General features: G+C 66.3%; 17 protein-coding genes and 1 pseudogene. 7 read left to right on the top strand and 11 right to left on the bottom strand.

What is annotated here, in order from left to right; all coding sequences use genetic code 11:
• Window positions 1–125 precede the first annotated feature (125 nt).
• Window positions 126–1,418 (top strand): citrate synthase, encoded by a 1,293-nt coding sequence (locus tag A5634_RS17680; RefSeq protein ID WP_065145328.1) that lies wholly within the window; start codon window positions 126–128, stop codon window positions 1,416–1,418.
• Here the strand turns inward: A5634_RS17680 and A5634_RS17675 are convergent.
• Entirely contained in the window at window positions 1,415–3,004 is a 1,590-nt protein-coding gene (locus A5634_RS17675) for a phytoene desaturase family protein (RefSeq protein WP_065145349.1), read from the bottom strand. The two genes, A5634_RS17680 and A5634_RS17675, sit on opposite strands and share 4 nt — an antisense overlap.
• The gene (locus A5634_RS17670) at window positions 2,976–3,239 is read right to left on the bottom strand and encodes a DUF2630 family protein (RefSeq protein ID WP_065145348.1); all 264 of its coding nucleotides are present in this window, start codon (window positions 3,237–3,239) and stop codon (window positions 2,976–2,978) included. Before A5634_RS17670 ends, A5634_RS17675 begins: the two co-directional genes overlap by 29 nt.
• A 96-nt stretch (window positions 3,240–3,335) precedes the next feature.
• Here A5634_RS17670 and arfA point away from each other — a divergent pair, with 96 nt between their 5' ends.
• Genes arfA through arfC form a run of 3 tightly spaced genes read left to right on the top strand, consistent with a single transcriptional unit; the run spans window position 3,336 to window position 5,581 of the window.
• Window positions 3,336–4,367, top strand: coding sequence for a channel-forming protein ArfA/OmpATb (arfA, locus tag A5634_RS17665; protein ID WP_065145327.1), 1,032 nt, complete (start codon window positions 3,336–3,338; stop codon window positions 4,365–4,367).
• A gap of 9 nt (window positions 4,368–4,376) precedes the next feature.
• Entirely contained in the window at window positions 4,377–4,832 is a 456-nt protein-coding gene (gene arfB, locus A5634_RS17660) for a channel accessory protein ArfB (protein ID WP_065145326.1), read from the top strand.
• Window positions 4,832–5,581 (top strand): channel accessory protein ArfC, sunset domain variant, encoded by a 750-nt coding sequence (gene arfC / locus A5634_RS27515; protein ID WP_081290503.1) that lies wholly within the window; start codon window positions 4,832–4,834, stop codon window positions 5,579–5,581. Before arfB ends, arfC begins: the two co-directional genes overlap by 1 nt.
• 3 nt (window positions 5,582–5,584) lie before the next feature.
• Here arfC and A5634_RS17645 read toward each other — a convergent pair whose 3' ends face one another.
• The 6 genes from A5634_RS17645 to A5634_RS17620 form a co-directional block, all read right to left on the bottom strand.
• Window positions 5,585–6,925 (bottom strand): HAMP domain-containing sensor histidine kinase, encoded by a 1,341-nt coding sequence (locus A5634_RS17645; protein ID WP_065145323.1) that lies wholly within the window; start codon window positions 6,923–6,925, stop codon window positions 5,585–5,587.
• The gene (gene prrA, locus A5634_RS17640) at window positions 6,926–7,627 is read right to left on the bottom strand and encodes a two-component system response regulator PrrA (protein ID WP_036364553.1); all 702 of its coding nucleotides are present in this window, start codon (window positions 7,625–7,627) and stop codon (window positions 6,926–6,928) included.
• Between the two features lie 78 nt (window positions 7,628–7,705).
• On the bottom strand, window positions 7,706–9,376 hold the full coding sequence (locus A5634_RS17635; protein WP_065145322.1) for an FAD-binding dehydrogenase: 1,671 nt from the start codon (window positions 9,374–9,376) through the stop codon (window positions 7,706–7,708).
• A gap of 32 nt (window positions 9,377–9,408) precedes the next feature.
• A complete protein-coding gene (locus A5634_RS17630; protein ID WP_065145321.1) occupies window positions 9,409–10,020 on the bottom strand; it encodes a TetR/AcrR family transcriptional regulator in 612 nt (203 codons plus the stop codon).
• A gap of 111 nt (window positions 10,021–10,131) precedes the next feature.
• Window positions 10,132–10,779, bottom strand: coding sequence for a TetR/AcrR family transcriptional regulator (locus A5634_RS17625; RefSeq protein WP_253861707.1), 648 nt, complete (start codon window positions 10,777–10,779; stop codon window positions 10,132–10,134).
• A 65-nt stretch (window positions 10,780–10,844) separates the two neighbouring features.
• Complete coding sequence (locus A5634_RS17620; protein ID WP_065145319.1) at window positions 10,845–11,984, bottom strand: FAD-dependent monooxygenase; 1,140 nt, start codon at window positions 11,982–11,984, stop codon at window positions 10,845–10,847.
• A gap of 102 nt (window positions 11,985–12,086) precedes the next feature.
• On the opposite strand from A5634_RS17620, the gene A5634_RS17615 reads away from it, so the two are divergent.
• A complete protein-coding gene (locus A5634_RS17615; RefSeq protein WP_065145318.1) occupies window positions 12,087–12,629 on the top strand; it encodes a TetR/AcrR family transcriptional regulator in 543 nt (180 codons plus the stop codon).
• A gap of 94 nt (window positions 12,630–12,723) precedes the next feature.
• Here A5634_RS17615 and A5634_RS17610 read toward each other — a convergent pair.
• Together A5634_RS17610 and A5634_RS17605 are read right to left on the bottom strand one after the other, a co-directional pair.
• A pseudogene (locus A5634_RS17610) lies at window positions 12,724–13,562 on the bottom strand (endonuclease domain-containing protein).
• A gap of 112 nt (window positions 13,563–13,674) precedes the next feature.
• The gene (locus A5634_RS17605) at window positions 13,675–15,159 is read right to left on the bottom strand and encodes an acetyl-coenzyme A carboxylase carboxyl transferase subunits beta/alpha (RefSeq protein ID WP_065145317.1); all 1,485 of its coding nucleotides are present in this window, start codon (window positions 15,157–15,159) and stop codon (window positions 13,675–13,677) included.
• A 27-nt stretch (window positions 15,160–15,186) separates the two neighbouring features.
• Between A5634_RS17605 and A5634_RS17600 the strand changes: the two genes are divergently transcribed.
• Both A5634_RS17600 and A5634_RS17595 read left to right on the top strand, forming a co-directional pair.
• Window positions 15,187–15,918, top strand: coding sequence for an enoyl-CoA hydratase (locus A5634_RS17600; RefSeq protein WP_065145316.1), 732 nt, complete (start codon window positions 15,187–15,189; stop codon window positions 15,916–15,918).
• Between the two features lie 5 nt (window positions 15,919–15,923).
• On the top strand, window positions 15,924–17,042 hold the full coding sequence (locus A5634_RS17595) for an MBL fold metallo-hydrolase (protein ID WP_155769595.1): 1,119 nt from the start codon (window positions 15,924–15,926) through the stop codon (window positions 17,040–17,042).
• Between the two features lie 25 nt (window positions 17,043–17,067).
• Here the strand turns inward: A5634_RS17595 and A5634_RS29975 are convergent, their stop codons facing one another.
• Window positions 17,068–18,042, bottom strand: coding sequence for a hypothetical protein (locus A5634_RS29975; RefSeq protein WP_216638748.1), 975 nt, complete (start codon window positions 18,040–18,042; stop codon window positions 17,068–17,070).
• Window positions 18,043–18,057 lie beyond the last annotated feature (15 nt).

Raw genomic sequence — 18,057 nt, 5'->3', positions numbered from 1 at the left:
CGCGCTGGACCTGCAGACCCGACCCCGGGCAGGCACGCCATCGCGATAACGACTACCTTCACCTATGACGCTCCTAGTGCACCTAGGGCGGGCAGCCATATCAGCCTGAGCGCAAAGGGGTTCTCGTGGGCGACACCGACGACACCGCAACTCTGAAGTACCCGGGGGGCGAGATCGACCTGAAAGTTGTCCACGCCACCGAAGGTGCCGACGGCATTGCGCTGGGTCCGCTGCTGTCCAAGACCGGCCACACGACCTTCGACAACGGCTTCGTCAACACCGCCGCGTGCAAGAGCTCCATCACCTACATCGACGGCGACGCCGGGATCCTGCGCTACCGCGGCATCCCGATCGATCAGTTGGCGGAGAAGTCGACCTTCATCGAGGTTTCCTACCTGCTGATCTACGGCGAGCTGCCCACCACCGACCAACTGGCCGAATTCACCGGCAAGATCCAGCGTCACACCATGCTGCACGAAGACCTCAAGCGGTTCTTCGACGGCTTTCCGCGCAACGCCCACCCGATGCCGGTGCTGTCCAGCGTGGTCAACGCCTTGTCGGCGTACTACCAGGACGCGCTGGACCCGATGGACAACAGCCAGGTCGAGCTGTCCACCATCCGGCTGCTGGCCAAGCTGCCCACCATCGCCGCCTACGCCTACAAGAAGTCGGTTGGCCAGCCGTTCCTCTACCCGGACAACTCGCTCACGCTGGTAGAGAACTTCCTGCGGATGACGTTCGGCTTCCCCGCCGAGCCTTACCAGGCCGACCCCGAGGTGGTCCGCGCGCTGGACATGCTGTTCATCCTGCACGCCGACCACGAGCAGAACTGTTCGACCTCGACGGTGCGGCTGGTCGGCTCGTCGCGGGCCAACCTGTTCACCTCGATCTCCGGCGGTATCAACGCGCTGTGGGGCCCCCTGCACGGCGGTGCGAACCAGGCGGTGCTCGAGATGCTCGAGGAGATCCGTCAGAGCGGCGACGACGTCGGCGAATTCGTCCGCAAGGTGAAGAACCGTGAAGAGGGCGTGAAGCTGATGGGCTTCGGCCACCGCGTCTACAAGAACTACGACCCGCGCGCCCGCATCGTCAAAGAGCAGGCGGACAAGATTCTGGCCAAGCTCGGCGGCGACCCGTTGCTGGACATCGCCAAGCAGCTCGAAGAGGCGGCGTTGACCGACGACTACTTCGTCGAGCGCAAGCTGTACCCGAACGTCGACTTCTACACCGGTCTGATCTACCGGGCGCTGGGCTTCCCGGTCCGCATGTTCACCGTGCTGTTCGCGCTGGGACGGCTGCCCGGCTGGATCGCGCACTGGCGTGAGATGCACGACGACGCCGACAGCAAGATCGGCCGCCCGCGCCAGATCTACACCGGCTACACCGAGCGCGACTACGTCGCCATCGACGGGCGCTAGTTTCCCCCGTCTGTTCGCGCCAAGCTCGCCAGCACCGCCATGGCGGCGTTGTGCCCGCCGATGCCCGAAACCGCTCCGCCACGGCGGGCGCCCGACCCGCACAGCATGATCCGGTCGTGTTCGGTGGCCACGCCCCACTGCCGGGCGGGAGTGTCCAGTGCCTCGCCGTCCTCGGCGAACGGCCAGGACAACGCACCGTGGAAGATGTTGCCCGCGCGCATCCCCAGCCGCTGCTCCAAGTCCAGTGTGGTCGTCGTCTCCAAGCAGGGACGGCCGTGCGCGTCGGGCCACAACACATCCTGAATCGGTTCGGCCAGAACGGAATTCAACGACGCAAGGACCGCGTCGGTGAGCTGCGCGCGCAACGCGGCGGGATCGGCTCGGCCGAATATCGAATGCGGCGTGTGAAAGCCGAACACCGTCATCGTCTGGACACCGGGCAACTCCGGCGACACGATGCTTGGGTCGGTAAGTGAATGACAATAGGCCTCACAGGGCAGTGGATCGGGCAACCGTCCGCCCACCGCACTCAGGTACGCGGCATCCAATTGGCTCCAGGTCTCGTTGACGTGGAAGGTGCCGGCAAACGCCTGCTCCGGCCTGACGTGCTCGTCCCGTAGCCGCGGCAGACGCCGCAGCACCATGTTGACCTTGACCTGCGGGCCCGGCGCCACCGCCCGGGGCGGATCGCCGAGCAGCTCGGCCAGAACCGCCGGTCCGACGCCGGACAACACAAACCGGCCGCGCACCGAATGTTCGTCACCGTGGCCGCGGTAGCGCACTTCGCCGTCCGGGCTGATCGCGAAAACCTCTGCGTCAGTAGTGATTTCGGCGCCATGACGGACCGCGGCAGCCGCCAGTGCGGATGACACCGCACCCATTCCGCCGATGGGGACGTTCCAGTCGCCCGTCCCGCCACCGATCAGGTGATAAAGAAAGCAAATGTTCTGTAGCAGCGACGGGTCGTCGAGGCGCGCAAAGGTGCCGACGAGTGCGTCGGTTGCGATGACCCCGCGCACCAGATCGTTGTCGACAGCCTCGGTGATGGCCTGCCCGATCGGTTTGTCGACCATCGCAGTCCAAGCGGCCGCGGCGGCTGGGTCACCGCCGGCCAGCACGAGCGCCCGAGCCTGTTCGCGGGTGCGCAGCGGTTCGAGCAGGGTCGGCCACAGCGGTCGAGTCACCAGCCCACACCGGCGGTAGAACTCGTCGAAGCGGTGGGCGTCGGCGGTCGCGCCGATCGAGGCGAAGGTCGATCCCGCCAGCAGACCGGTGCGCCCGGCGGTAGCGGGATCCGGCGTGTACGACGCGTAGGGCCGTTTAGCCAGCTGGACCTGGGCGCCCAAGTCTTCGAGGATGCGCGACGGCAGCAAGCTGACCAGGTACGAGTAGCGCGACAGGCGGACGTCCACACCCTCGAAGAGTTGCGCCGATATGGTGGCGCCCCCGATTTGTGGCAGCCGTTCCAGCAACCGCACCCGCAGCCCGGCCCGCGCGAGGTAGGCGGCGGCAACCAGGCCGTTGTGGCCGCCGCCGACCACGACGACGTCGTAGCCGCTAACCGAGGTAACCCTCGACCTCGTCAGCCGGCCGCACCGCGGCTTCGTTCGGGTCGCCACCGGTTTCGCGCAGCGCCCGCCGCTGCCGCAGCAGGTCCCAGCATTGATCGAGTTCGACTTCTACGCGCTGCAGCCGCTCATGCTCGTCGGACGTGGAGATCCCACCCTTTTGCAGCTGAGCCCGCAGCGATTTCTCCTGAGCCACCAGTTCCCGGATACGCGCCAGCGTCTCGCTGTCCATCGCTCCCGCTCCATCGGCCATCGCTACAGTCTGCCCCACAATCCGTCTTGCTCACGTTGGGATCGCTGTTGACTCGGTAGGCTGCATATCGCCTGTAAACGCAAGTGAGGAGCGACGGTGGGTCCAGAAGTGGGGGTGGCTGAAGCGCCCGCGCCCTCCCGACAGATCAACCAGGCTCAGCTGACCCCGAAATTCCATCGTCAGCCACTCGGCCGTCCCTGGTTGATCGGCCTGCTTGCCATCCCGTTTCTGCTGGCCATGATCGGTTACGGCGCCTATGAGCGACCAATGGGCGTCAACGGGCCAACCGGCGAATTGCCTACCCTGACCGCGCCGGTGGGCGGTGTGCCCACCACGCCCAGCGGTCCGGCACTGGCACTGCTGTCGGTCAGCCGCACGGGTAACAGCATCACGCTGATCGGCGATTTCCCCGACGACGCCGCCAAAGCGGCGTTGCTGAGCTCGCTCAAGTCGTTGATCACCCCGGGGGTCAATGTCGTCGATCAGATCCGTATCGATCCGCTCGTGCACAGTCTCGATTTCGCCAACGCGGAACCCGTCTTTTCCGCTGGCATGCCGATTCCCGATTTCGCTCTCAAGGTCGAGAAAGACACCGTCACCTTGAGCGGGACCGCGCCGACGCCCGAACAGAAAGACGCGGTGGAACGTGCGGCGGCCAGTGCGTGGCCGGGAGTCGTTCTCAGCAACAAGATTGCGGCCCGAGGCCAGATCACACCAAGCGCGCCACCGCCAGCGCCTGCGCCTGCGCCCGCACCGGGAGCCGGTGCGTGCAAGGACCTGCAAGCAAACATCGCCAAGCTGACGGGAGGTCCCCTGGGCTTCGGCGAGGACGGCGTGAGTCTGACCCCCGACGACACCCGCATCCTGATCCAGGTGGCCGACACCCTCAAGGCATGCCCGAACGCCCGCGTCACCGTCAACGGGTACACCGACAACAGCGGCAGCGAAGCTATCAACATTCCGCTAAGCGTCCAGCGGGCCACGACGGTCGCCGAATACATCATCGCCAACGGCGTGCCCCGCGACCGGGTGACAGCAAAGGGTCTGGGTTCGGCCAACCCGATTGCCAGCAACGACACGGCCGAAGGCCGCGCCAAGAACCGTCGCGCCGAGCTCGTGGTCAGCTAGGGGGCGGGCATGGGCTTTTTGATCCAGTGGCTGGTCTACTTGGCGGCCTTCGCTGCGGGGTCGGGTGTCGCCTACGGGATTGTCGCGCTGATGATCAGGACGAGGCCGGCCGAGCCTGAGGCCAAGGCGCAGCCCGCGCCCGCGCCCGAGCCCGTCGAGGCAGCAGAGCCTGAGACGGTTGAGCTTCCCGTCGAGACAGCTTCCGAGCCGCAATCAGAGCCCGCGGAATCAGAGCCCGCTGAGTCCGCGGAATCAGAGCCTGCCGAGCCTGAGCCTGCCGAGTCCGCGGAAGCAGAGCCTGCCGAGCCCGAGCCTGCCGAGCCTGAGCCTGCCGAGCCCGAGCCTGCCGAGCCCGACCCTGCCGAGCCTGAGCCTGCCGAGCTCGAAGCCACCGAAGCCGAACCTGCGCAGCGGCAATGGCCGGGACCCCCGTCGCAGTGGCCTGGAATCGGAGTGACGCGGTGATGGACCACGTGCACTGGTGGTTGGCCGCGCTGTCATTCGGGCTGGGGATGGTCTTGACCTTCACGTCGATGGCACGACCGGCTAAGACTCAGATGCCGGCGTGGGTGTTCGCCGAACTGGCCCCCGCGCCGAAGCCACCCGCGCCGAAGCCGCCCGCGCCCAAGCCGCCGGCGATGAAGGCACCCATCGCCGAGGCACCGACGAAGAAAACACCCGCGGCGCCCCCGTCCGGACCGGCACGAAAGGTATCCAAGGCGCCTCCGAAGAAACGCAGGCCGGTCGCTAAAGATGCGGTGACGGAACGGATTCCGGTTGCTTCCGAGCATCCAACGGAACGGATCCCGATCGTCAAAGACGCTGCGACGGAGCGGATTCCGCTCGCCAGGAAAAGGCCGGCCAAGCGGCCCGCCCCGGGGGCCAAGCCCCGACCGAGACCCAAAGGTCCGCCCACCAAACGGCTGCCACCCTCAAAAGATGTTGCCACGCAAGAGATTCCAGTAAGTGCTGATGCTCCGCCCGCCGTCCCGTTGCAGCCGTACGCGCCGTTCGGTCCGGGCTCGATGCGAGCCGAACCCGACGGTAGCGGACCGGAGGGGTGGATTGTGAAGGGCCGCATGGATACCCGGCTCTTCTACACACCCGGCGATGCGAACTACGACGAGATCGCGGCCCAGGTCTGGTTCGAGAACGAAGAGCTCGCCGCGAAGGCATTCTTCACGCCTTGGAGCAAAAGCGCGCGAAAGACCTAAGCGCTAGCTCGGGCCCGGCAGGCGCAAAATTAGCCGCGCCCCACCCAACGGACTGTTCTCCAAAGACGCGGTCCCGCCATGTAGTTGGGCCTGTTGGGCGACCAGCGCCAGCCCCAGACCGGAGCCGGAATGCGAGGCCGTCGAGCCCCGGGAGAACCGCTCGAAAACCACCTGGCGTTCTTCCTCGGGAACGCCGCTGCCGTCGTCGTCAACGGCGATCTCCACTCCGGCCCGCGAGCTGACCGCGGACAACTGCACGTGGGTGGCACCGCCGTGCTTGACCGCGTTGGCGATGGCATTGTCGACGGCCAGACGCAACCCCGCCGGCATGCCCACGATGATGCACGTCGGCGACGGCGCCAACGAGACGTCGAGGTCCGGGTAGCTGCGAGTGGCGTCGTGGGCGGCACGGTCAAGGAGATCGGTGATGTCGACCGGCACGTGATCGTCAAAGGTGGACAATTCGCCCTGGGCTAACCGCTCCAACGCGCTCAGGGTTGCCTCGATCCGCGACTGGGTGCGGATGACGTCGTTGAGTACTTCTTTGCGCTGGTCGTCGGGCAGATCCAGGGTGGACAACACCTCGAGGTTGGTGCGCATCGCGGTCAGAGGAGTGCGCAACTCGTGCGAGGAGACCGCAGCGAAGTCGCGGGCCGAGGCCAGCGCCTCCTGCGTTCGGTTCTGCTCGTTCCAGATTCGTTGCAGCATGCCCCGGATGGCCTCGGCGATCTCGACGGCTTCGCTGGCCCCGTGCACTTCGACCCGGGGTGCCTCGTCGCCCGCGTCGATCGACCGGGTCTGTTCGGCGAGCTGTTTGAACGGTCGCACCGCGAACGCGGCCAGCAGCCAGGCGAATACGGCCGCCGCGCTGATGGCGAACGCACAGATCAGCAGCACTCGGCGATGCAGATTGTTGGTCTCGGCGTACGTCGCGTCGTATGTCGCGCCGACGGCCAGCGAGGTCGGTTCGGGACCCGGGATCTCGACCGTGCGTACCCGATAGCGGACCCCGCGAATGAAGGTGTCGGCGTAGTCGGCCTGCAGCTTGGGCAGGTTGATGTCGGAGTTCGACTTGATGATGTTGTCGCGGCGGACCGTGATCAGGGCGTCCTGATCGTTGGGGGAGCGCGGAATCTCATCAAGGCCGCGGGGGACGAAGGGGATCGCGAAGCCTGCGGCCTCATCCAGCCTGCGGTCCAGACGTTCCTTGCGGTCCTTGGTGATGCCGACCCACACCACGACGCCCACGATGAGCACCGGTATCGCGGCGCCGATGACCGTCGCGACCACCACCCGAGTCCGCAACGACGGCGTGCGGGCGAAAATTCGCGCCAGGATGTTCACTTACTGCATCCTGAGCACAAACCCGACTCCGCGCACGGTGTGCAGCAGCCGCGGGCCGCCGTTGGCCTCCAGCTTGCGCCGCAGGTAGCCGATGAAGACGTCGACGACGTTGGTGTCGGCAGCGAAGTCGTAGCCCCACACCAGCTCGAGCAGCTGGGCGCGCGACAGCACGGCCGTCTTGTGCTCGGCGAGCACGGCGAGCAGGTCGAACTCTCGCTTGGTCAGGTCGACGTCGACGCCGTTGACCCGGGCCCGGCGACCGGGGATGTCCACTTCCAGCGGGCCCACCGTGATGGTTTCCGACGACGACGTCGCGGTGGCGCCGCGGCGGCGCAGCAGGGCACGCACCCGCGCCACCAACTCGGCCAGCACGAATGGCTTGACCAGGTAGTCGTCTGCACCGGCTTCTAGGCCGGCGACCCGGTCGTCTACCGAACTGCGTGCGCTCAGAACACAGACCGGCACGTCGTTATCCATGGCGCGCAGGGCGGTGACGACGCTGACGCCGTCCAGCACGGGCATGTTGATGTCGAGCACAATCGCGTCGGGCCGGGTCTCGGTGGCGCTGCGCAGAGCTTCGGCGCCGTCAACCGCGGTAGACACCTCGAACCCGGACAGTCGTAGTCCGCGTTCCAGCGAGGCGAGCACATCGGAGTCGTCGTCGACGACCAAGACTCGAGGTGAGTTCACACCAGTGTCCATGCGCCCATCTTGCCCGATGGAGGGCTACGGCGGTGGGAGGCTCACCTGCCCGGGGTGACTCCGGACTGCCCGCGTGACTCAGAGATCGTCGGCAGCCCCGCGGCCCGCGGCCCGGCCGGAGAAGATGCAGCCGCCTAAAAAGGTCCCTTCCAGGGCGTTGTACCCGTGCACGCCACCACCGCCGAAACCGGCCACCTCGCCTGCCGAATACAGGCCGGGGATCGGCTCGCCGTCATTGCCGATGGCGCGCGACGACAAGTCAGTTTGTATGCCGCCCAATGTTTTTCGCGTCAACACATGCAGCCTTGCCGCGATCAGCGGACCTGCTTTGGGGTCCAGGATGCGGTGTGGAGTGGCGACTCGGCCAAGGCGGTCACCGAGCGCGCGCCGCGCGTTCCGGATGCCTTGGACCTGAACGTCCTTACAGAACGGGTTGGCCATCTGCAGATCCCGGGACTCGATCTGGGCGCGGATCCCGGCCGGATCCAGCAGCGGTTCCTCAGTGAGGGCGTTCATCTTGGCGACGAGGTCTTCGAGGGTATCGGCGATGACGAAGTCGACGCCGTGGGTCTTGAATGCCTCGACCGGGGCGGTGGCGTCCTTGTTGAAGAACCGTTGCTGCAGAACGCGCATGAGGCTCTTGCCAGTGATGTCGGGGTTCTGTTCGGAGCCCGACAGTGCGAACTCCTTCTTGATGATCTTCTGGGTCAGGATGTACCAGGAGTAGTCGTATTTCGCGATTTCGGGATCGGTACGCAGATGCTTCAGCGTGCCCAAGGTGTCGTAGCCGGGCAGGAAAGGAGCGGGCAGGCGCCGGCCCAGCGCGTCGAACCACATCGACGATGGACCGGGGATGATCCGGATTGCGTGCTTGGGCCAGATCGGATCCCAGTTGTTGACGCCTTCGGTGTAGTGCCACATCCGGTCGCGGTTGACCAGGCGGACGCCGCTGGCGTTGGCGATGTCTAGCATGCGCCCGTCGACGTACTCGGGAACCCCGGTGATCATCGACGACGGCGGAGTGCCCATCCGTTCTGGCCAGTAGCGGCGGACCATCTCGTGGTTGCCGCCGATCCCACCGGTGGTGATGATCACCGCCTGCGCCGACAGCTCGAACTCACCCGTCACGTCGCGGTTGGAGGGCGCGCCGCGCACCGCGGTGTCGGGTGCCAGCACCGCGCCCTTGATGCCGGTGACCGCGCCATCGGTGAAGACCAACTCATCCACCCGGTGGCGGTGATAGAAGGTAACCAGCCCGTCTTTTGCCGCCTGCAGGGCCGAATTCACAAACGGCTCAACGACTCCGGTGCCGGTGCCCCACGCGATATGGAAACGCGGAACCGAGTTGCCGTGCCCGTCGGCACGCAGATCGCCGCGTTCGGCCCACCCCACGGTGGGCATGAACTTGACGCCGAGGTCGGTCAGGTAGGAGCGCTTCTCACCGGCGGCGAACTCCACATAAGCGCGTGCCCACTTGGCCGCCCACACGTCTTCGTCGTCGAGACGGTCGAATGCCGCGCTGCCCGACCAATCTCCCCACGCCAACTCCAACGAATCCTTGATCTTGAGCACGCGCTGCTCGGGCGTGTCGACCAGGAACAGCCCGCCGAAGGACCAGAACGCTTGGCCACCCAAGTTGGCCTCGTTCTCCTGATCCACCACGGCAACCTTTTTGCCGCGGCGGGTCAGTTCGTGGGTAGCCACCAAACCGGCCAGGCCCGCACCGATCACGATGACATCAGCGTCCATACGACAGCCTTTCTGCGAGCTAACCCCGAATATCAGTGTGTCAGAACAACATTGAGTAGTTGGGTGAGCCAGGCGCGCGCAGCGGTCTGGTCGCTGTCGAGCAGCAGTTGGACCGTGACCCCGTCGTAGGCGGCGATGATCGCGCGGGCGGTGTCCGTCACGGTTTGGAGGGACTTGTGGAACTCGATGCCGCTGGCGATCAGCCGCTCCTCGATGACTTCGCGCAACTGGGCGCGGTGGACCCCCCACCGGTGCGCAAGCTCCGGATTGCGCGCCGCATACAGCAGGAAGTCGAATTTGATGAGCAACCACTCGCGGTCCAGTAGCAGGCTGTCCACGATGCGCTCGACGACTCCGGGCAGATCGGAGAGGGCGTCACCGCCCTCCATGGCGGCCTGCACCTGCTCGGCAGTCCGCGCCGCCCACCGGTCGTAGAGCAGGAAGAACAGCTCCTCTAGGCTTTCGAATTGCGAGTAGAAAGCGCCGCGTGTGTAGCCGGCTGCCTCGCAAACGTCCTCGATGGTTACTTGGCCATAACCCTTCTCGGCAAACACTCGAAACGCAGCGTCGACGAGCCGGGCGCGAGTTTCCGCGCGCCGCTTGGTTACTCGCGGTGGCTTGGCTGCGGTGGTTGCTGCCGGCACTTGTTTGCCTCCTCCGATTCGCTCTTAACCGATACATTGCCACATCGGATACGCGACGAGCCACATTGGCATCAGAATGTCGTAGAGGTGTGACCTGCTAAACCGTTCTCCTCAAGCCGTACCGTGGACCGGCAGTAGCACGGTGAGCAGCTTTGTTGCCCAGGCGCGGGCATCCTCTTCCCGTTCCAGGAGCAACTGGGTGCCGAGTCCGTCGTACAACGCCATGATCGCGCGGGCAGTATCGCTGATTGTGCCGATCGGCGTGTCCAGCTCGACGCCGCTGGAAGCCAGCAGCTCTTCGATGACGATGAGCAGTTTGTCGCGGTGAATCGCCCAGCGGTGGGCCAATTCCGGGTTGCGCGCGGCAACGGAGAGTAAGTCGGCCTTGATCAAGAGCCAGTCGCGTTCGCGCACCAGCTTTTCCACGATGCTTCCGACGATCCTGGGCAAGTCGTTCTGCGGATCGCCAGCTTCCAGCGCGCTGCGGATCTGCTCGGCGATCTGGGCTGTCCACTGGTGGTAGACGACCCACAGCAGTTCTTCCAGATTGTCGAAGTGGGAGTAGAACGCGCCACGCGTATAGCCCGCCGCCGTGCATACGTCCTTAATCGTCGTTCGCTCGTAGCCCTTTACGGCGAACACCTCGATAGCCGCAGTGACTAGACGACTGCGGGTGTGCGCGCCACGCTTTGTCACTCGCGCCGTCGCTTGCGCCGCCTTCGCAGTGCCCGGTCGGGTCATAAAGCCAACATCTTTCATGCACGGTAGTATCCGATGCAGGCTAGCATAAAATATGCCTATGTATCCTATGTGAGCGCCGTTATTCACCTGTTGACCAGGCCACTTAGGCGCCACGCCAGCCGTTCGCGCACCGCCGGAGAGTGCGCGGCCACGTGCATCACCGCATTGCGCAACGGCCGCAACGGCCGGGGCATCGTCGAGATCTTCGTCAGCCGGCCGGTCAGTTGCAGCACGTGACTTGCCCGTTCGCGTTGCGTCGCGCTGTAGGTGTCCAGGGTGGCATCCGAACCGCCGTGCAGGACCTCGTCAAGCGCGTTGGCCAGTGCGACGGCGTCAGTGAGGCCGAGATTCATGCCCTGGCCACCGGCCGGGCTGTGTACGTGGGCGGCGTCGCCCGCCAGTAGCAACCGGCCGGCGCGGTAGGTGTCGGCGACGCGGTGGTGAATCCGGAACCGCGAACCCCACGCCAACTCGGTAACCACAGTTCGGCCCGGCCCGAACCCCCGGGTGTCCAGCAGTCGTTGGACGAATTCTGCGGTCGGCGTCTCGGGGGCGTCGGCAACCGGCGCCACAATGCGGTAAACGCCACCGGGTAGCGGTGCCAATACAGTTAGGCCCTCATTGCCGTAGAACAGGATTACTTCGTCTGCCGGGGCGTCACCGGTTACCTGCACGTCCGCAAGGATGAACGACTCGGCGAATTCTGCACCCGCGAAACCGATTCCGGCCAATCGTCGCACCGTGCTGGACATGCCGTCCGCGCCGACGACGTAGCCCGCACGGATGGTCTGGCCATCGTCGAAGGCGGCCGTGACGCCAGTGGCGTCCTGGGTAACTCCGCGCAAGAGCTTGCGGCGAATAACATTGGCGCCCAGCTCATTCAGCCGTTCTTCCAACACCCGCTCGGTGTCGGCCTGGGAGATCATCAGCGAGTAGGGGTAGGCCGTCGGGAGCCCACTGAAGTCGACTGGGATGAGCACGCGCGCGCCTTGGCGCATGCTGAATCGCGGCGCGACGAGCCCGGCCTTGACCAGACGCCAAGACACGTCGAGTTCTTCGAGGACCTCCAGGCTGCGCGCGTTCACGACTGCCGCGCGTGAGGTGTTGGCACCCGCCGGCAGCCTGTCGATCACCGTCGCGTCGATGCCCTGGGTGAGCAGTGCTGCGGCCAGGGTGAGTCCAGTGGGTCCGGCGCCTACGACCAGGACATCGGTGTCTTTCATGGTGGGGCCTCTCTCCTAGCGCTTAGTCAACACTTGTTGACATACTCATCCTGCGCGCGGCTTGAGCGGTTTGTCAACAGTTGTTGGCCTACACTTGTTGACATGAGACGCACGTCGGCGGAAACCAAAGCCGTCATCCTGTCCGCGGCGCGCGAACGGTTCGGGACGTCGGGCTTCCAGGCCGCAACGATCCGGGCTATCGCCGCGGACGCCGGAGTGGATCCCGCAATGGTGATGCGGTATTTCGGCAACAAGGACCAACTGTTCGCCGCCGCCGCGGACTTCAATCTGCAATTTCCCGACTTCGCCGGAGCTGACCGTCAGCGGCTGGGCTGGCTGCTGGTCGGGCACTTTCTGCAGCGCTGGGAGCGCGACGACGCACTGGTGATCCTGTTGCGCTCGAGCGCCACCAATGCCGAAGCTGCGCAACGGATGCGCGAGATCTTCGGAACTCAGCTGCAGCCGCTGGTCGCCGCGCGGGTACCGGCTGGGGAATCCGCGCGACGAGCGGGTTTGATCGCCACTCAGATCCTGGGTTTGGCCTTGTGCCGCTTCGTATTACAGTTGCCGCCCGTCGTCGACATGGACCATGACGAGGTGGTCGAGTGGTTGGGCCCGACGATCCAGCGGTACTTGGACGGGTAAACGCGCGGCACCGTGCGGGCCGGGCCTGGCTCGGCTCGGCTCGGCGCCGAAAGATAACTCACGCACACCCGCTGCGGCGAGTCGTGTGCGTGAGTTATATGTCGCGGCATCCGCGGCTGCGAAGTGCCTTCCGAACCTCGCGGAGCACAGCTTCTGGGCGGTCCTCGGCGACCACCCGGATGATGATCCAGCCAAGCTCCTCCAGCATCTTCAATCGACGAATGTCCCGGACGAATTGTGTGCGGCTAGTCCGGTGTTGGTCGCCGTCGTATTCGACGGCCGTTCCCAGCCCATGTCGAGCACCGCCACCGTCCGGTAGTTGACCAACACCGGGATCTGGGTTTCCGGCGCCGGTAGGCCCGCATCGACCAGCAGCAATCGCAGCGACGTCTCTCTGGGCGATGCGGCACCCGCATCGACGCGCGGCAGCACAGCGCGCAGCTGACGTAGGCCGCGGGCACCCGCGTGGCGTTCAGCAAGCAGCAGAACATCTTTGACATCGAAACGCGTCGCGCGCATCAGGGCGTCCAAGCGGGCCACCGCCTGTCCGGGCGAGGACCGTCGCGCGAGGTCGAAACCCGTGCGCACCAGCGTGGTGACCGGTAGGCCCGCGACGCGGGTGATCTCGTCGTCCTCGAGATGCTGCCGGCTGGTCGAAATGCCGGCGGGGCAATGCTGGTTATCGCAGATCAATTCGACGGGCTCGTCTTCGTCGATCCAGTCCGAGCCGTGCAGAGCCGCGGCGGCAAGCCCAGCGAGGACACCTCGTCGGCGAGACCACAGCCAGGCCGCCTCCGAACGGATGCGTAGGGATGATTCGACGTGGTGCGGGAGGTACACGTCGGGATAGATCGGGCGAAAGTGGGTCCGCAGTTGGTATGGGGTCACTGTGCCTTGCCGCAGCGCTTCGCTGCCGATGAATATTTTGTCCACGTGGTCTTGGACTCGATTGGCTCGTGTTCGGTTCCATCGAGAGATAACTCACGCACAGCCGCTGCCGCGTGCCGTGTGCGTGGGTTATATGTCGCGGAACTCGAGAGGGTGGCTAGGTCGGCAATCCGATGCGCCGGTAACGCTGCAGCCGCGCCGCCAAGCGTTGCGCAGCGGGTATGCCGCGCAACGCATGTACCTCGGCGGCGATAGCCACAGCCAACCGCCGGGAGAATTCGACCGGTTCGTCTGCGGCGTCGGGATGCTCGGGCACGATCGCGTCGACGATCCCGGACGCTAACAAGTCTGCCGATCGAATACCTTGTGCCGCAGCTAGTTCGGGTGCGTGTCCGGTGTCGCGGAAGACAATCGCGCTGGCGCCTTCCGGTGGCAACGGCGCGAGCCAGCCGTGCAGCGCGGCCAGCACTCGATCGGCGGGCACCATCGCCAGCGCCGGCCCGCCGCTGCCCTGGCCCAACAGCACGGACACCGTCGGGGTATCCAGCGTGACGAGTTCGGCCAGACACTGGGCGATTTGGCCGGCCAGACCGCCCTGCTCGGCTTCGGCCGAGAGCGCCGGCCCAGCGGTGTCGATCACCAACACCAGAGGCAGCTGGAGTTCGGCAGCCAGAGCCATGCCGCGCCGCGCCTCGCGCAACGAACCGGGTCCGACCGCGTTCCCGCCGCCATCCTCCACCCGCTGCTGGCCCAGAACCACCACCGGCTGGCCCGCAAACCGGGCTAGCGCCAGTAGCGTCGTCGCCGCCTCGCCCCGTCCGGTACCCGACAGCAACACACGATCAGTAGCCCCGTGGCGCAACACATATCGCACGTCTGGGCGGTCCGCTCGTCGCGACGCCAGCACCGAGTCCCAGGCAGGCACATCCGGGATCGATTCGGCGGCTTGGAGGGCCGGCGGCGGATCGGGGGAATCGGCGATCACGGTTAACGCCCGATCCAGCGTCGTACGCAACTCGGCCAATGAGACGACGCCGTCGATGACGCCGTAGCGCTGCAGGTTCTCGGCCGTCTGGACATTGGATGGGAATGGCTCGCCGTAGAGCAACTCGTACACCCGCGGCCCCAGAAACCCGATCAATGCGCCCGGTTCGGCGAGGGTGACGTGCCCCAGCGAACCCCACGAGGCGAAGACACCACCGGTGGTCGGATTGCGCAGGTAGACCAGGTAGGGGAGATGCGCCTGCCGGTGCAGTCTGACGGCCGCCGCGATCTTGACCATCTGCAGAAACGCAACCGTGCCCTCCTGCATACGGGTACCCCCGGAACTTGGCGACGCCAGTAGCGGCAGCCGCTCGGCCGTTGCGCGTTGCACCGCGGCGGTGATTCGCTCGGCGGCGGCCACCCCGATCGAGCCGGCGAGGAAATTGAAGTCGCAGACCACCACGGCCACTCGACGGCCGAAAATGCGACCCTCGCCCGTCGACACGGATTCGTCCCGGCCGCTGGCCGCGCGCGCGTCGGCGAGCTCACGTTCATACATTTCCGAGATCGGCAGCTGCAGCGGTTCGCTGTCCCAACTGACGAAAGAGCCGTCGTCGAGTACCGCTTCGCGCAGTTCGTCGGTCGTGATACGGCTCACAGTGATGAGGCTATATAGGCTTGGCCGATGATCGGTATTACCCAAAACGATGGCGTGATGACCATCGAGTTGCAGCGCCCCGAGCGTCGCAACGCCCTGAACTCCCAGCTGGTCGAAGAGCTGCGGGAGGCCTTCGAGAAGGCCGGTGACGGCGCCACTCGCGCGATCGTTCTGACCGGCCAGGGCACCGCGTTCTGCGCCGGAGCCGACCTTTCCGGAGATGCCTTCGCTGCCGACTATCCCGACCGTCTGGTCGAGCTGCACCGAGTCATGGACGCGACGTTGATCCCGGTGATCGGCGCGATCAACGGTCCCGCGATCGGTGCCGGCCTGCAGTTGGCCATGCAGTGTGACCTGCGGGTGGTCGCGCAGGATGCATTCTTTCAGTTCCCGACATCGAAATATGGCTTGGCACTTGACAATTGGAGTATCCGCCGACTGTCCTCGCTGGTCGGTCACGGTCGGGCCCGGGCGATGTTGCTGACCGCCGAGAAGCTGACCGCCGAGACGGCCCTGCACACCGGAATGGCCAACCGGATCGGGACGTTGGCGGACGCCCAAGAGTGGGGTGCCGAAATCGCCGGCCTGGCGCCGCTGGCTATCCAGCACGCCAAACGGGTACTTAACGACGACGGTTCCATCGAGGAACCGGAACCGGAACACAAGGAGCTTTTCGACAAAGCTTGGGCCAGCCAGGATGTAATTGAGGCTCAGGTCGCTCGCATCGAGAAGCGACCGCCGAACTTTCAGGGGGCCTAACGTTCATGATGCGCCGGGCGCTGCGACTAGCTGGTGGTACGGCGTCATTGGCGGCGGGCGGTTGGCTGCTGCGCGCGCTGCACGGCGCGCCTGCCGCGCTCGGTGCCGACCCGGCCGCCTTTGAGTCGGTTGCAAAGGACTCACCGAACTACCGCGACGGCGTGTTCGTCAATATCGATCCCGGTTCGATGTATGTGATGAACCGCGAGGAACTGCGGCAGATCGCGTGGCAAATGATCGGAGGTCGCGCCGCGACCCTACCCGCCAAACCGATCCCGCTGGCGTCGCCATCGATCTATCAAGGTGAGCCCGCTGACTTGGCCGTTAGTTGGTTCGGTCACTCGACGGCGCTGGTGGAGATCGACGGCTACCGCGTGCTGACCGACCCGGTGTGGAGTGACCGCTGTTCGCCGTCGGATCTGGTCGGGCCGCGGCGACTGCACCCGCCGCCGGTGCAACTGGAGGGCTTGCCTGCGGTTGACGCGGTGGTGATCAGCCACGACCACTACGACCACTTGGACATCGACACCGTGCTGGCCTTGGCGCGCATGCAGCGGGCGCCGTTTTTCGTGCCGCTCGGGGTGGGCGCGCATCTGCGATCGTGGGGGATACCCGAGGAACGCATCGTCGAACTCGACTGGCATCAAAGTGCGCAAGTCGACGAACTGACGGTGGTGTGCATGCCCGCGCGGCACTTCTCGGGCCGGTTTGTCACTCGCAACAACACGCTGTGGGCGTCGTGGGCGTTCATCGGCCCGACCCACCGGGCGTACTTCGGCGGCGACACTGGTTACACGAAGAGCTTCGCTGAGATCGGCGCCGACCATGGACCGTTCGACCTCACGCTATTGCCGATCGGCGCCTACAACACCGCCTGGCCGGACATCCACATGAATCCCGAGGATGCGGTCCGGGCCCACTTGGACGTCACCGATTCCGGCTCGGGATTGCTGGTGCCGGTGCACTGGGGCACCTTCCGACTGGCTCCGCATCCGTGGGCCGAACCGGTGGAGCGAGTGCTCAAAGCCGCTGAGCCCGAAGGCGTTCAGGTGGCCGTGCCGACGCCCGGCCAGCGAATTGATTCGGGAACGTCACTGCGGTTCAACCCGTGGTGGCGACTCTGACGCGCTAGCGGACGTAGCGCTTCACTCATGACCGGTGTCCGGGAGAACCCGGCGCACCGTCGTCGCCGTCCGCGCCAGGGGGTAGGCCAGTGCCCCCACTGCCTCGAGATCCGCCGGCGCCACCCGCACCCGGGGTGCCGATGCCGCTGACGGTGCCGCCGGTGCCGCCCGCCCCGCCGTTGCCGCCGTCCGCGCCGGTCCTGATTCCGCCCGAGGCTCCGTTGCCGCCACCGCCGCCCTTGCCACCGGCGCCGCCGTTGCCATTGTCGCTGGCGCCACCGCCCATGCCGCCGATGCCGCCATTGCCACCAACGCCGGTATCGCCAGAGGTGCTGCCACCATTGCCTCCCAGACCGCCGGTCCCGCCGGTTCCGCCGTGGCCGTAGTGGCCGCTGAGAGCTGCGACGCCACCCGCCCCGCCGCTGCCGCCGGCGCCGCCATCGGCACCGGTGCCGCCGTGGCCGCCCGTGCCGCCGGATCCACCCCCGCCGGCATTGGCGTTGCCAGTCGCGGCGCCACCGGCGCCGCCATTGCCTCCGGCGCCCCCGGCTTGCCGCGGTGCTCCATCACCGCCCTGGCCGCCGGTGCCGCCGAAGCCGGCCGTGCCGTTTGTAGTTGCGGTGCCGCCTTGACCCGCATTACCGCCTTGACCTCCGCCGCCCGCGGTCGAGTTGCCGCCTCGACCCCCGCCGCCGCCGGTGCCGCCGCCGCCGCTGTCGGTGGCGCCGCCTTGACCGCCGGTCCCGCCCTGACCGCCGACGCCACCGGTGCCGCCTTGGCCGCCGGTGCCACCGGTGCCGCCGACGCCGGTGACAGCGGACCCACCGGTGCCGCCGGCGCCGCCCATTCCACCTGCCCTAAGGTCGCCGCTGGCCGCGCCCTGCCCGCCGTTGCCTCCGGTGCCGCCGTCGCCTCTGGTGCCACTGTTACCGCCGGCGCCGCCGTTGCCGCCGGAGTACGCCGAACTCGCCCACAACTGGCCACAGGGCCGACTGAGCAAGGCCTACGCCGCGTA

The sequence above is a fragment of the Mycobacterium asiaticum genome (assembly GCF_001673365.1).
GTDB lineage: Bacteria > Actinomycetota > Actinomycetes > Mycobacteriales > Mycobacteriaceae > Mycobacterium > Mycobacterium asiaticum_A.
Note: the sequence above shows the minus strand (reverse complement) of the source record. Positions and strands in the feature narration are given on the sequence as shown.